11 protein-coding genes and 2 tRNA genes (1 of these 13 running past the window's edge) are annotated in these 12,295 nt (G+C 71.9%); 8 read left to right on the top strand and 5 right to left on the bottom strand.

Going from position 1 to position 12,295, the window contains the following annotated elements:
• The 4 genes from ACFYS8_RS08260 to ACFYS8_RS08245 form a co-directional block, all read left to right on the top strand.
• Nucleotides 1-51 (top strand) — tRNA-Met (locus ACFYS8_RS08260) (it extends 123 nt beyond the left edge of the window).
• A 126-nt stretch (nt 52-177) separates the two neighbouring features.
• Nucleotides 178-251, top strand: a tRNA-Met gene (locus ACFYS8_RS08255).
• 255 nt (nt 252-506) lie between these two features.
• On the top strand, nt 507-2,516 hold the full coding sequence (locus ACFYS8_RS08250) for a glycosyl hydrolase family 18 protein (protein WP_387637499.1): 2,010 nt from the start codon (nt 507-509) through the stop codon (nt 2,514-2,516).
• A gap of 353 nt (nt 2,517-2,869) precedes the next feature.
• Nucleotides 2,870-4,786, top strand: a complete 1,917-nt coding sequence (locus tag ACFYS8_RS08245) for a tetratricopeptide repeat protein (RefSeq protein WP_387637496.1) — start codon at nt 2,870-2,872, stop codon at nt 4,784-4,786.
• Nucleotides 4,787-4,956: 170 nt separating this feature from the next.
• Here the strand turns inward: ACFYS8_RS08245 and hisN are convergent, their stop codons facing one another.
• The 5 genes from hisN to ACFYS8_RS08220 all read right to left on the bottom strand — a co-directional run bounded on the left by hisN (nt 4,957) and on the right by ACFYS8_RS08220 (nt 9,309).
• Nucleotides 4,957-5,754 carry a histidinol-phosphatase gene (gene hisN, locus ACFYS8_RS08240; RefSeq protein ID WP_387637494.1) on the bottom strand — a complete coding sequence of 266 codons (798 nt, stop codon included), beginning with the start codon at nt 5,752-5,754 and terminating at the stop codon, nt 4,957-4,959.
• Between the two features lie 19 nt (nt 5,755-5,773).
• Nucleotides 5,774-6,097, bottom strand: coding sequence for a DMT family transporter (locus ACFYS8_RS08235; protein WP_387637492.1), 324 nt, complete (start codon nt 6,095-6,097; stop codon nt 5,774-5,776).
• A gap of 88 nt (nt 6,098-6,185) precedes the next feature.
• A complete protein-coding gene (gene rsgA / locus ACFYS8_RS08230) occupies nt 6,186-7,241 on the bottom strand; it encodes a ribosome small subunit-dependent GTPase A (protein ID WP_387637489.1) in 1,056 nt (351 codons plus the stop codon).
• 15 nt (nt 7,242-7,256) lie between these two features.
• Entirely contained in the window at nt 7,257-8,576 is a 1,320-nt protein-coding gene (gene aroA / locus ACFYS8_RS08225) for a 3-phosphoshikimate 1-carboxyvinyltransferase (protein ID WP_387637486.1), read from the bottom strand.
• Between the two features lie 28 nt (nt 8,577-8,604).
• Nucleotides 8,605-9,309 (bottom strand): M50 family metallopeptidase, encoded by a 705-nt coding sequence (locus ACFYS8_RS08220; RefSeq protein WP_387637484.1) that lies wholly within the window; start codon nt 9,307-9,309, stop codon nt 8,605-8,607.
• A gap of 101 nt (nt 9,310-9,410) precedes the next feature.
• On the opposite strand from ACFYS8_RS08220, the gene ACFYS8_RS08215 reads away from it, so the two are divergent.
• The 4 genes from ACFYS8_RS08215 (at nt 9,411) to rsrA (ending at nt 12,147) form a co-directional block, all read left to right on the top strand.
• On the top strand, nt 9,411-10,148 hold the full coding sequence (locus ACFYS8_RS08215) for an SOS response-associated peptidase (protein WP_387637482.1): 738 nt from the start codon (nt 9,411-9,413) through the stop codon (nt 10,146-10,148).
• 27 nt (nt 10,149-10,175) lie between these two features.
• The gene (locus ACFYS8_RS08210) at nt 10,176-10,796 is read left to right on the top strand and encodes an alpha/beta family hydrolase (RefSeq protein WP_387637479.1); all 621 of its coding nucleotides are present in this window, start codon (nt 10,176-10,178) and stop codon (nt 10,794-10,796) included.
• Between the two features lie 239 nt (nt 10,797-11,035).
• Entirely contained in the window at nt 11,036-11,791 is a 756-nt protein-coding gene (locus tag ACFYS8_RS08205; RefSeq protein ID WP_387638858.1) for a sigma-70 family RNA polymerase sigma factor, read from the top strand.
• On the top strand, nt 11,788-12,147 hold the full coding sequence (rsrA, locus tag ACFYS8_RS08200) for a mycothiol system anti-sigma-R factor (RefSeq protein WP_387637477.1): 360 nt from the start codon (nt 11,788-11,790) through the stop codon (nt 12,145-12,147). The genes ACFYS8_RS08205 and rsrA overlap by 4 nt, the downstream gene beginning before the upstream one ends.
• Nucleotides 12,148-12,295: the final 148 nt, after the last annotated feature.

Genomic DNA, 12,295 nt, shown 5'->3' with positions numbered 1-12,295 from the left:
CTCGCTGGGCTCATAACCCAGAGGTCGCAGGTTCAAATCCTGTCCCCGCTACTCAGTAGCGAAAGGCCCGGAGGCATCAGCCTCCGGGCCTTTGCCGTTCCCCGGGTCGCCGGGTCCTTGGGCCCTCGGAACGTGGTCATTGACGCCCCCGTGATCGTGCTAGAGTGATCTCACCGACGCGGGGTGGAGCAGCTCGGTAGCTCGCTGGGCTCATAACCCAGAGGTCGCAGGTTCAAATCCTGTCCCCGCTACTCAGTAGCGAAAGGCCCGGAGGCATCAGCCTCCGGGCCTTTGCCATTCCTTGGTGCAGACCCGATTGACACCCCCAGTGGTCCAGTCCAATCTGGGTCGTGCCCATGACGGGCGGCCCCCACCGCCCGCCTCGTGGTGCTGCAACGCGTGCCCGCCACGGGCATCGATCGTGTTCTGCTCCCGTCTGCCGCTCCCCGACCGGGTGTCCGACGGTGTGTTCCTGCATCCCCACGTGACAGGAGAGGCACATCCGCATGCACCGCAACAACCGAAGGGTCTGGGCCGTCACCGCCGCGGCCGCCACCCTGCTCGCCGGGGCGATGTCGCTGCTGGGAGCCCCCGACGCGACCGCCGGACCGGCCAACACCACCGGCGCGCCCGCCACCAGCGGCGGGATGAAGGTCGCCTACTTCGACCAGTGGTCGATCTACCAGAACGCCTACTACCTGAAGAACGTCGACACCAACGGCATGGCCGGGAAGCTCGACTACCTGCTGTACGACTTCGCCAACATCGACCCCACCAACCTGACCTGCTTCGAGGCCAACTCGGCGGCCTCCCAGGACGAGAACAACCCGAACGCCGGCGACGGCGCGGGCGACTACTACGCCGACTACGCGAAGACCTTCGCCAACGGCAACAGCGTCGACAACTCCACCGACACCTGGAACCAGCCGCTGGCCGGCAACTTCCACCAGCTCCAGGAGCTGAAGGCCAAGTACCCGAAGCTCAAGGTGCTGATGTCGATCGGCGGCTGGACCTACTCCAAGTACTTCTCGGACGCGGCCGCCACCGACGCCTCCCGCAAGAAGCTCGTCTCCTCCTGCGTCGACATGTTCATCAAGGGCAACCTGCCCGCCCAGGGCGGCTACGGCGGCCCCGGCACCGGCAAGGGCATCTTCGACGGCTTCGACATCGACTGGGAGTACCCGGGCGGCGGCGGCCACCTCGGCAACCACTCCTCGCCGAACGACAAGCAGAACTTCACCGCGCTGCTCGCCGAGTTCCGCAACCAGCTCAACGCCCAGGGCTCCGCCGACGGCAAGACCTACGCGCTGAGCGCCGCGCTGCCGGCCGGCCAGGACAAGATCCAGAACGTCGAGACCGACAAGATCGCCCAGTACCTGACCTTCGCCGACCCGATGACGTACGACATGCACGGCGGCTGGGAGGCGCAGGGCCCGACCAACCACCAGACACCGATCTACCAGAACCCCGGTGACCCGTCGAACAACATCCCGCCCGGCAACGCCAAGTACTCCATCGACGAGGCGATCAAGGCGTACACCGTCGGCGACCCCTCGTACAACATCCCCGGCGGCTTCCCGGCCAACAAGCTGAACATGGGCGTCCCGCTGTACTACCGCGGCTGGACGGGCGTGGCGGCCGGCGCCAACCACGGGCTGTTCCAGCCGGCCAGCGGGCCCGCGCAGGGAGCGCCGAACTCCGGCAACGTGGCCGGGGTGCGGATGTACAAGGAACTGCTGGGTGTCGTCGACAACGCCAACGACACCTACTGGGACCCGGCCTCGCAGGCCTCCTACTTCTACGACGGCACCAACTTCTGGTCCGGGGAGAACACCAGGTCCATCCAGGCCAAGATGGACTACGCGCACTGCAACGGGCTCGGCGGCTCCTTCGTGTTCTCGCTGTACGACGACCCGAACGCGGTGCTGCTGAACCCGCTGATGACGGCGACCTCCGGCTCGGCCGCCAACTGCCCGGCGCCGCCGACCTCGCCGTCGCCGAGCGCGAGCAGCAGCACCAGTAGCAGCCCCTCGCCGTCCAACTCGCCGAGCGGCTCCCCGTCCTCGTCGCCGAGCGGCTCGCCGTCCGGCAGCCCGTCCTCCTCGCCGAGCGGCCCCGGCGGCGGCGGGATCGTCGCCAACCCCGGCCTGGAGTCCGGCGCGCTCAGCCCGTGGACCTGCGCGGGCAGCGGCGGCAGCGTGGTCAGCGGCGGCCACACCGGCTCGTACGCGCTGCAGGGCAACGCCAGCGCCGGTGACACCGCGCAGTGCCAACAGACCGTCACGGTCAAGCCGAACACCACGTACACGCTGTCCGCGTGGGTGAAGGGCAACTACACCTACCTGGGCGTCACCGGCTCCGGGGCGGACAGCTCGACCTGGACCCCCGGTGGGAGCGCGTGGACGCAACTGTCCACCAAGTTCACCACCGGCGCCTCGGTCACCTCGGTGACCATCTGGGTGCACGGCTGGTACGGCCAGGGCGCCTACCAGGCAGACGACTTCAGCGTCAGCTGACACAGCGTCATCGGCTTCGCCGCGAAGGCCCGGAGGGGATCGCCCCTCCGGGCCTTCGCCCTTGTGTGCATCGAGTGTTGATCGACTCCGGTACGATGCGTGGCCGGGGTTTGTGGGGCTCAGTGTCGGGAAATCGACAAAGCTCTGAAGCAATCTCGCCGGGCTTCGGCCCCGCTTCGCCAAAACGGACGGAGCAGGTGTACGAGGGTTGCGGGTGATGCGACGATGGACCACGAGGGGGACGCGGCGCGGCCGTTGACAGGCCGTCCGATCCGGCGTGACCCCTGGGGGACCAGTCCCGGGCCGACGGCCGGGGGCGAATGCCGCGACACTCGGGGGGAGCTGGAGTCGGCATGAAACTCATCGGCAGGAACGGAACAGGAGAACGACTGGCGGCCAGCAGCACCACGGACAGTGACACCGGTGCCCGACGCGCTTGCCAGCCCGGCGGCAGCCTGCCCGGACAGCGCAGCACCGCCGGCCGCCTCGCCGCGTCCGGCTACGGCCCCGACAGTCTCGTCCACCTGACCGCCGACCAGGTCGTCGCCACCGCCTCCGCACGCGACCTGCTGGAGAGCGACGACGGCACCGACAGCTTCGAAACCGCCCTCGCCGCCCGCGAACAGGCCGCCCTCGAAGCCCGACACCGCGGCTCCGCCGACGCCGGCGACCCCGGCGCCGCCAGCCAGCTCGGCGCACTCCTGCTGCGCCGCGGCGACCTCCAGGACGCCGAACCCTACCTGCGCACCGCCGCCGCCGCAGGCCTGCGCGCCGCCGCCAACAACCTCGGCGTCCTGCTCCACCAGCAGGGCCAACGCGCCGAAGCCGGCCAGTGGTGGCGACAGGCCGCCGTCGCCGGCTCGGCACCCGCCGCGCACGCCCTCGGCCTGCAACTGCGCGACCAGGGCGAAGAAGAAGCCGCCGAATACTGGCTGCACTTCGCCGCCGAACAGGGCCACCCGCTCGGCGCCTACGCCCTCGGCGACCTGATGGAACACCGCCGCGACGTCCGCGCCGAACGCTGGTTCAAGGCCGCCGCCGACTCCGGCCACCGCGAAGCCGCCTACCGCCTCGCCCGGATGCGCGAAGCCGCCGGAGACAAGGACACCGCCGAAACCTGGTACCGCACCGCCGCCGCCCGCAGCCACGCCCGTGCCGCGCTGCGCCTCGGCGTGCTGCTCGAAGCCCGCGGCGACCTCGACGAAGCCGCCCGCTGGTACCGGCAGTCCGCGCAGAACGGGGAAGCCCGCGCCGCCTGCGCGCTCGGCTTCCTGCTCCGCGACGCCGGCGACCCCACCGCCGCCGCCGAATGGTGGCAGGAGGCCGCCGAAGCCGGCGACGGCACCGCCGCCAACGCGCTCGGCGCCCTGCACGCCGGCCGCGGCGAGAACGCCGTCGCCGAACGCTGGTACCGCGCCGCGCTCGACGCCGGCGACCACAACGGCGCCTTCAACCTCGGCCTGCTGTGCGCCGGCGCCGGCCGCGACACCCAGGCCGAACAGTGGTACCGCCGCGCCGCGTACGCCGGCCACCGCGAAGCCTGCAACGCGCTCGCCGTCATGCTGCTCCAGCGCGGCGACGAATCCGGCGCCGAACCCTGGTTCTCCAAGGCCGCCGAAGCAGGTTCCGTCGACGGCGCGTTCAACCTCGGCGTGCTGCACGCCGGCCGCGGCGAGACCCGGCAGGCCCAGGAGTGGTACGCCCGCGCCGCCGCCGAGGGGCACGGCGAAGCCGCGCTCCAACTCGCCGTCGTCCAGGAACAGCGCGGCAACCTCACCGGCGCGCTCGACCGCTACCGGCAGGCCGCCGAAGGCGGCTCCGCGGAGGGCGCGTTCCGGCTCGCCTCCCTGCTCGACCGGCGCGGGGACGCCGACGCGGACGCCGAACACTGGTACGCGGTCGCGGCGGACGCCGGACACCTTCGGGCCCAGGTCCGGATGGGCGTCCGGGCGGCGGAACGTGGCGCGCTGGAGATCGCCGAGAGCTGGTACCGCCGCGCCGCGGAGGGCGGCAGTCGCAGCGCGGCCTTCAACCTCGGCCTGCTGCTGGCCCGCCAGGACTCCGAGGCCGAGGCGATGCTCTGGTACACCCGCGCCGCGGACGCCGGCCACGGCCGGGCCGCGCTCAGGCTCGCGTTGCTCGCGCTGCGGCGGGGGGAGACGGTGCAGGCCGAGAACTGGTGCAAGCGGGCGATGGAGTACGGGCCTGCGGAGGTCGCGGAGCGGGCGGGGCGACTGCTGGGGGCGTTGAACGCGGAGCTCAGCGCGTAATCGGGTGCGAACGCAGGTGGGCGCGAAACCGGGGGCGCGGGGAACTGCGCGACAAGCGCAGGCCACGTCCGCAAGGTCGCGATCAAGTGCAGGTCATTGTCCTGCGTCGCGATCTTGCGGTTGGGTGCGTTCCCCTTCGCGCAGTTCCTCGCGCCCCTGTCGGTTCGCCCTTACAGGCTCAGCGAGCGCAATGCGGCTTCGTGGAGGATGCCGTTGGTGGCGACCGCGTCCGCGCCGGAGGGGCCGTCGATGCCGTCGAGGCCGGTGAAGCGGCCGCCGGCCTCCTGGACGACGATGCAGGGGGCGGCCATGTCCCAGAGGGAGAGTTCGGGTTCGGCGGCGATGTCGACGGCGCCCTCGGCCACCATCATGTAGGACCAGAAGTCGCCGTAGGCGCGGGTGCGCCAGCACATGCGGGTGAGGTCGAGGAAGGCGTCGAGGCGGGCGCGTTCCTCCCAGCCGCTGAGGGAGGAGAAGGAGAGCGAGGCGTCGGCGAGGCGGGAGACCTTGGAGACGTGGATGCGCTGGGCCTTGGAGAGGCTGCGGCCGGCGTACGCGCCGAGTCCCTTGGCGGCCCACCAGCGGCGGCTGAGGGCGGGGGCGGAGACGATGCCGACCACGGGGGCGTACTCGCCGTCGGGCTGTTCCTCGAGCAGGGCGACCAGGGTGGCCCAGACGGGGACGCCGCGGACGTAGTTCTTGGTGCCGTCGATGGGGTCGATCACCCAGCGGCGGGGGCCGGAGCCCTGCAGGCCGTACTCCTCGCCCATGACCGCGTCGCGGGGACGGGCTCGTTGCAGGACGGAGCGGACGAGTTCCTCGGCGGCCTTGTCGGCGTCGCTGACCGGCGTCAGGTCGGGCTTGGTCTCGACCTTGAGGTCGAGTGCCTTGAAGCGCTCCATGGTGACCGAGTCGGCCGAGTCGGCGAGGACGTGGGCGAGTCGGAGATCGTCGTGGTAGTCGGCCATGCCCCGAACCCTAGCGGACTCAGTGTCCCGAGCCGCTGAGCTGAAGTCCGATCACACCTGCGATGACCAGGCTCACCGAGACCAGCTTGAGGGTGGAGGAGGACTCCCCGAGGTAGATGATTCCGTACAGCGCGGTGCCGGCGGCGCCGATGCCGGTCCAGACCGCGTAGGCGCTGCCCACGGGGAGGGTTTTCAGGGAGAGGGTGAGCAGGCCGAAGGAGCCGAGGGCGAAGAGGCAGAAGCTGACGGTGGGCCAGAGCTTGGTGAAGCCGTGGCTGAGCTTGAGGTTGACCGCGAATCCCGTTTCCAGCAGACCGGCGAGGATCACCATGGCCCATGCCATCGGGTTGACTCCCTGTCAGATAGGACGGTGTGACCTTCCTATCGTTACCCAGTGGACAGGGCCGGGCGACTCGTCGGCTGCGGGACTCTCAGTCGTCCTCGTGGGCCTCCTTGGTGGCGAGCAGGCGGCGCAGCGAGTAGAGCCGGGCCGGGTCGGCGTGGCCGTCGGCGACCCAGGCGTCCAGTGCGCAGTCCGGTTCGTCGTGCGAGCAGGCGCGCGGGCAGTCCTCGGTGCCGGGCTCCAGGTCGGGGAAGGCGTGGATGACCCGGGACGGGTCGATGTGGGACAGGCCGAAGGACCGGAAGCCGGGGGTGTCGATCACCCAGCCCGGGTCGAGGGCCTTGCGGGAGCCGGGCTTCACGCCGGGCGGCGGGGGCAGCCGCAGGGCGAGCGCGGAGACGGTGGTGTGCCGGCCGCGGCCGGTGACGGCGTTGACGTGGCCGGTGCTCCGCTGCTGGTCCGGGACGAGCGCGTTGACCAGGGTGGTCTTGCCGACGCCGGAGTGCCCGATGAACACGGTGGTCCTCCCGCGCAGGTACTCCCGGACGGCCTCCGCGCCGGTGGTGGCCAGCTCGTCGTGCCGGGTCACCACGTAGTCGATGCCGAGCGAGGCGTACGACTCCAGCAGCTCGTCGGCCGGCGCCAGGTCGGACTTGGTGAGCACCAGCAGCGGCTCCATGCCGGCGTCGTACGCGGCGACCAGGCAGCGGTCGATCAGCCGGGGGCGGGGCTCCGGGTTGGCGAGCGCGGTGACGATGGCCAGCTGCTCGGCGTTGGCGACCACGATCCGCTCGTACGGGTCGTCGTCGTCCGCGGTGCGGCGCAGCACCGAGGTGCGTTCCTCGACCCGGACGATCCGGGCCAGCGTGTCGGGGGCCCCGGAGAGGTCGCCGACCAGGTTGACGATGTCGCCGACGACCACGCCCTTGCGGCCGAGTTCGCGGGCCTTCATGGCGGTGACCAGGCGTTCTTCCTTGGTTCCGCTGTCGACCAGGCAGGTCATCCGGCCCCGGTCCACGGTGAGGATCATCGCCTCGGCGGCGTCCTCGTGCTTGGGCCGGATGCGGGTGCGGGGGCGGGAGCCCCGGCGGCCCGGGCGGCTGCGGATGTCGTCCTCGTCGGCGTTCTTGTCGTAGCGGCGCATGCTCGTGATCCCCCGTCAGCCCTGGCCGAGGAGGTCGGCCCACATCTGCGGGAAGTCCGGCAGGGTCTTCGCCGTGGTCGCCACGTTCTCCACCAGGACGCCGTTCACCACCAGGCCGAGGACGGCGGCGGCGGTGGCCAGCCGGTGGTCCTCGTAGGTGTGGAAGACACCGCCGTGCAGCGGGCGGGGGCGGACCCGCAGGCCGTCCTCGGTCTCCGAGACGTCGCCGCCCAGGTCGTTGATCTCCTTGGCGAGCGCGGCGAGCCGGTCGGTCTCGTGCAGCCGCAGGTGGGAGATGCCGTACAGGTGGGACTCGGAGTCGGCGAGGGCCGCGACGGCGGCGATCACCGGGGTCAGCTCGCCGACGTCGTGCAGGTCCACCTCGATGCCGTGGATCTTGCCGGTGCCGGTGAACTCCAGCCCTTCATCAGTGAATTGGCAGGATCCGCCCATCGCGGTGTAGATCTCGCGGAGCTGGTCGCCGGGCTGGTACGTGTGCTTGGGCCAGTCCCGGACGACGACCCGGCCGCCGGTGGCAAGCGCCGCGGCGAAGAACGGGGCCGCGTTGGACAGGTCCGGCTCGACCACCAGGTCGCGGCCGAGCAGTGCGCCCGGGGTGACCCGCCAGATGTCCTTCTCGCCGCCGTCCTCGGGGGCGTCGACCTGGCCGCCGGCCTTGCGGATCATGTCGACGGTCATCCGGATGTGCGGCAGCGAGGGCACCGTGGCGCCCACGTTGCGGATCTCCACGCCGTTGTTGAAGCGGGCGCCGGACAGCAGCAGCGCCGAGATGAACTGCGAGGAGGACGAGGCGTCCACCTCCACCGGGCCGCCGTCCAGCGCGCCCGTGCCGTGCACGGTCAGCGGGAAGCCGCCGCGGCCGCCGTCGTCGATCCGGGCGCCGAGGGTGCGCAGCGCGTCGATCACGCCGTGTTGCGGGCGCTCGTGGCTGCGCGGGTCGCCGTCGAAGTGCACCGGGCCGTCCGCGAGGGTGGCCAGCGGCGGCAGGAAGCGCATCACGGTGCCGGCGTTGCCGACGTCCACCTGCGCCGGGCCGCGCAGGCGCTCGGCCGGGATGACCCGCCAGGCCTCGCCGCCGCCGGTGCCGCCGGACGCCGCGTTCACCGTCTCCTCGACCGTCACGCCCAGCGCCCGCAGGCCGTCCGCCATCAGCTGCGAGTCGCGGCTGCGCAGCGGGCGGCGCACCCAGCCCGGGCCGTCGGCGAGGGCGGCCAGCACCAGCGCGCGGTTGGTCGCGGACTTCGAGCCGGGGATCGTCACAGTCGCGTCCACGGCGGCGGTGGCGACGGGAGCGGGCCACAGGGAGTCGGTCATACCGCCCAGTCTATGAGGCAGCGCCCGGCTACCGGGGCAGCAGCCAGGCCGCCCCGAGCCCCAGGCAGGCCAGCGCCACCACCAGGAACAGCGCCACCCAGGCCGTCGCCGGCATGCCCGTCAGCCGGGCCAGCTGGTCGGCGTCCGAGCCGGTCGCCTCGCCGCGGCGCCGGGTGGAGAACAGCTCGACCAGCGGACGCGCCCCCGCCAGCAGGAGGAACCACACGCCCAGGTGGGCGAACGCGCCCTGCCACTCGGCGTCCCCGTACCAGGACACCGCGACGAACGCGCCGCCGGTGGCCAGCACCGCCAGCACCCCGAACAGGTTGCGCAGGGTGAGCAGCATCGCCGCCAGCAGCGCGATGCCGATCCACAGCAGCGCGGTGATCCGGCCCGTCTCCAGCAGCGCCGCCCCGCCCAGGCCGAGCAGCGACGGCGCCGGGTAGCCGGCCGCGGCGGTCAGCACCATGCCCGGCCCGGTCGGCCGGCCCGAGGAGACCGTCAGCCCGGAGGTGTCCGAGTGCAGCCGGATCCCGGAGAGCCGGCGGCGGGTCAGCAGCGCCATCACCCCGTGCCCTCCCTCGTGCGCGATGGTCACCACGGTGCGGCTCAGCCGCCACACCGGGCGCACCGCCACCGCCAGCAGCGCCGCCGCCGCGGCGGCCCACGCCAGCCAGTGCGGCGGGTCGGGCTGCACGGCCGTCATCCGGTCCCACAGTTGTGCGAAGTCCATTCCGGTGGGCCTCCGATCACCGTCGTTCGGGCGGGCAGCGTTTCACGGAAGGACGGGCGGCCGGTAGCCGCCGGTTCTGCCGGGCTGGCAAGCTGAACGGCATGTGCGGCCGCTTCGCCTCCTCCACCGACCCCGCCGAACTGGTCCGGCACTTCGGGGTCCGGCAGTGGGATCCCACCGAGACACTGGCCCCCAGCTGGAACGTCGCGCCCACCGCGTCCGCCTTCGTCGTACTGGACCGGGCGCCGCGCGGCGGGGGCCGGCCGGTCCGTCAACTGCGGGTGCTGCGCTGGGGGTTGGTGCCGGCCTGGGCGAGCAGCCCGGACACCGCGGTGAAGATGATCAACGCCCGGGCGGAGACCGTCCACGAGAAGCCGGCCTACCGGCAGGCGTTCGCCTCGCGGCGCTGCCTGATACCTGTCGACGGGTACTTCGAGTGGCAGACCGCGCCGACCGACGACGTCTCCCGGCCGCCCCGCCGCCCCTACTTCGTCTCCCGCGCCGACGGCGCCCCGCTGGCACTGGCCGGCCTGTACGAGTTCTGGCGCAACCGTGGCGTCCCCGCCGACCACCCGGACGCCTGGCTGGTCACCTGCACCGTCGTCACCACCGCCGCCGAGCCGCTGCTCGCCCCCGTCCACGAGCGGATGCCGCTGTACCTCGGCCCCGACCGCTGGGACGCCTGGCTCGACCCCCACGCCGAGAGCGCCGACCTCACCCCGCCCCCGTCCGGCGACCTGCGCATCCACCCGGTGCCCGACGGGGTCGGCTCGATCCGCAACAACCACCCCGGCCTGACCAGGCGACTCACCGAGGACGACCTCACCACCCTGTTCTGAGACGTTCTCCTCTATACGCTCGGCGCCATGCCGCAGATCATCGAGACCCCCACCGGCGACGCCCGGCTCCACTGGTTCCGGGCCGACGCCCCGCGCGCCGTCCTGCTGCTCGGCCACGGCGCCGGTGGCGGCATCGAGGCGCCCGACCTGCAGGCGCTCGCCGCGGCCCTCCCCGCCGCGGGGATCACCGTGGTGCTCGCCGAGCAGCCCTGGCGGGTGGCCGGCCGCAAGCTCGCGCCCGCCCCCAAGACGCTCGACGCCGGCTGGCCCGCGCAGTACGCCGCCGCGGCCGGGGCGGGCCTGCCGGTGTTCGCGGGCGGCCGCAGCGCCGGCGCCCGGGTCGCCTGCCGCACCGCCGCCGGCCTCGGCGCGGCGGGTGTGCTGGCCCTCGCCTTCCCGCTGCACCCGCCGGGCAAGCCGGAGAAGAGCCGCGCCGAGGAACTGCTCGACACCGGCCTGCCGACCCTGGTGGTGCAGGGCGGCGCGGACACCTTCGGCACCCCGGAGGAGTTCCCGGACCTGCCGGACACCCACCGCCTGGTCGAAGTGCCGTACGCCTCGCACGGGTTCAAGGTCCCGAAGAAGGCGCCCCTGGGCCAGGACGAGGCGCTGGCGCTCATCGCTGACGCGGTCGCCGGCTGGCTCTGAATCCCTGTCCGGAGCCCGGGAATGTCTCGTCGCCGCGGGCGGTTGCACGAGTCGTCAGAACATGCCCCGGTGGAAAGGCAGCGTCCATGGTTTCGATCGCGTGCCGCGAACGGCCCGATGAGCGGGCGGCCGAGGCTTCGCTCGTGCCGGACTGGTCGCAGTGGGTTGCCGCGAGCGAGAAGACGGTCAGCCCGATATCCTCGCTTGCGGATCGGCCCATGGTGGGCCGTGTTCAGCTGATCGAGGAGGTGGGTCCGGTCGTCGGGACCGATGACGCGGCCGCGTCGGGTGCTTCGAGCACCGACCAGGGCCGTCCGGAGGGCGAACAGCTCACCGGCGACGAACTGGCCGAGGTGATCGGCGAGGACACCTTCAGGGTGTCCGAGAGCGAGAGCGAGGAGGCCAGGCGCGAGCGTTTCGAGCGGGACGCCCTCGGTTTCCTGGATCCGATGTACTCGGCGGCGCTGCGGATGACCCGCAACCCGGCCGACGCGGAGGATCTGCTCCAGGAGGCGTTCGCCAAGGCGTACGCGTCGTTCCACCAGTTCCGTGAGGGCACCAACCTCAAGGCCTGGCTGTACCGCATCCTCACCAATACGTTCATCAACTCGTACCGCAAGAAGCAGCGCGAACCCCAGCGCACCGCGGCCGAGGAGATCGAGGACTGGCAGCTGGCGCGCGCCGAGTCGCACATGTCGACGGGGCTCCGCTCCGCCGAGGCGCAGGCGCTCGACCACCTGCCGGACAGCGATGTGAAGGACGCCCTGCAGGCCATTCCGGAGGAATTCCGGATCGCGGTGTATCTCGCGGACGTCGAGGGCTTTGCGTACAAGGAGATCGCGGACATCATGGGTACACCCATCGGTACGGTGATGTCCCGACTGCACCGTGGTCGCCGCCAACTGCGCGGCATGCTTGAGGATTACGCCCGCGAGCGGGGGCTGGTCCCGGCCGGTACCGGTGCAGGGCACGAAGCGAAGGGCGCTGGCTCATGAGCTGCGGCGATCCGCACGAGACCGAGTGCGGAGAGGTGCTCGACCACCTCTACGAATTTCTCGACAACGAGATGCCCGAGGGCGACTGCGCCAAGCTGCGGGTGCACTTCGACGAGTGCTCGCCGTGCCTGGAGAAGTACGGACTCGAGCAGGCCATCAAGGCGCTGATCAAGCGCTCGTGCGGCTGCGACGACACTCCCACCGACCTCCGGGCGAAGGTGCTGGCCCGGATCGACTCGATCCGGCAGGGCCAGGGCCCGGGCGGCGGTTCGGTGGTCGAGGTGAGCTCGGTCAGCATGGAGATGACGGTCGAGGGTGCGACCGGTCACGGCTCCGCCGTCGCCACCGCGGAGTGATTACTCACTCGATCGGGTGAGCTGTCGCTGCTCCGGCTGCGGCAATCCGCGATCGTGCGTCCCGTCCGGGTGGCCGGGCCCTATTCTCTGACGAGTCCTCACGTCGGAGGGCCCGGTACGGGCTGGGGAGGCCGAGATCGCCAGCGAA

This window comes from Kitasatospora sp. NPDC004615 (assembly GCF_042873545.1).
GTDB lineage: Bacteria > Actinomycetota > Actinomycetes > Streptomycetales > Streptomycetaceae > Kitasatospora.
The sequence above is the reverse complement of the archived record's forward strand: the minus strand, read 5'-3'. Positions and strand labels throughout refer to the sequence as shown.

What these genes read in the sequence shown, in the direction of transcription:
- ACFYS8_RS08235 (WP_387637492.1), bottom strand. Translation starts at nt 6,097, where the DNA reads ATGGCATGGGCCATGGTGATCCTCGCCGGTCTGCTGGAAACGGGATTC.
- aroA (WP_387637486.1), bottom strand. Translation starts at nt 8,576, where the DNA reads ATGACCGACTCCCTGTGGCCCGCTCCCGTCGCCACCGCCGCCGTGGAC.
- ACFYS8_RS08215 (WP_387637482.1), top strand. Translation starts at nt 9,411, where the DNA reads ATGTGCGGCCGCTTCGCCTCCTCCACCGACCCCGCCGAACTGGTCCGG.
- hisN (WP_387637494.1), bottom strand. Translation starts at nt 5,754, where the DNA reads ATGGCCGACTACCACGACGATCTCCGACTCGCCCACGTCCTCGCCGAC.
- rsgA (WP_387637489.1), bottom strand. Translation starts at nt 7,241, where the DNA reads ATGCGCCGCTACGACAAGAACGCCGACGAGGACGACATCCGCAGCCGC.
- ACFYS8_RS08245 (WP_387637496.1), top strand. Translation starts at nt 2,870, where the DNA reads ATGAAACTCATCGGCAGGAACGGAACAGGAGAACGACTGGCGGCCAGC.
- ACFYS8_RS08220 (WP_387637484.1), bottom strand. Translation starts at nt 9,309, where the DNA reads ATGGACTTCGCACAACTGTGGGACCGGATGACGGCCGTGCAGCCCGAC.
- rsrA (WP_387637477.1), top strand. Translation starts at nt 11,788, where the DNA reads ATGAGCTGCGGCGATCCGCACGAGACCGAGTGCGGAGAGGTGCTCGAC.
- ACFYS8_RS08250 (WP_387637499.1), top strand. Translation starts at nt 507, where the DNA reads ATGCACCGCAACAACCGAAGGGTCTGGGCCGTCACCGCCGCGGCCGCC.
- ACFYS8_RS08210 (WP_387637479.1), top strand. Translation starts at nt 10,176, where the DNA reads ATGCCGCAGATCATCGAGACCCCCACCGGCGACGCCCGGCTCCACTGG.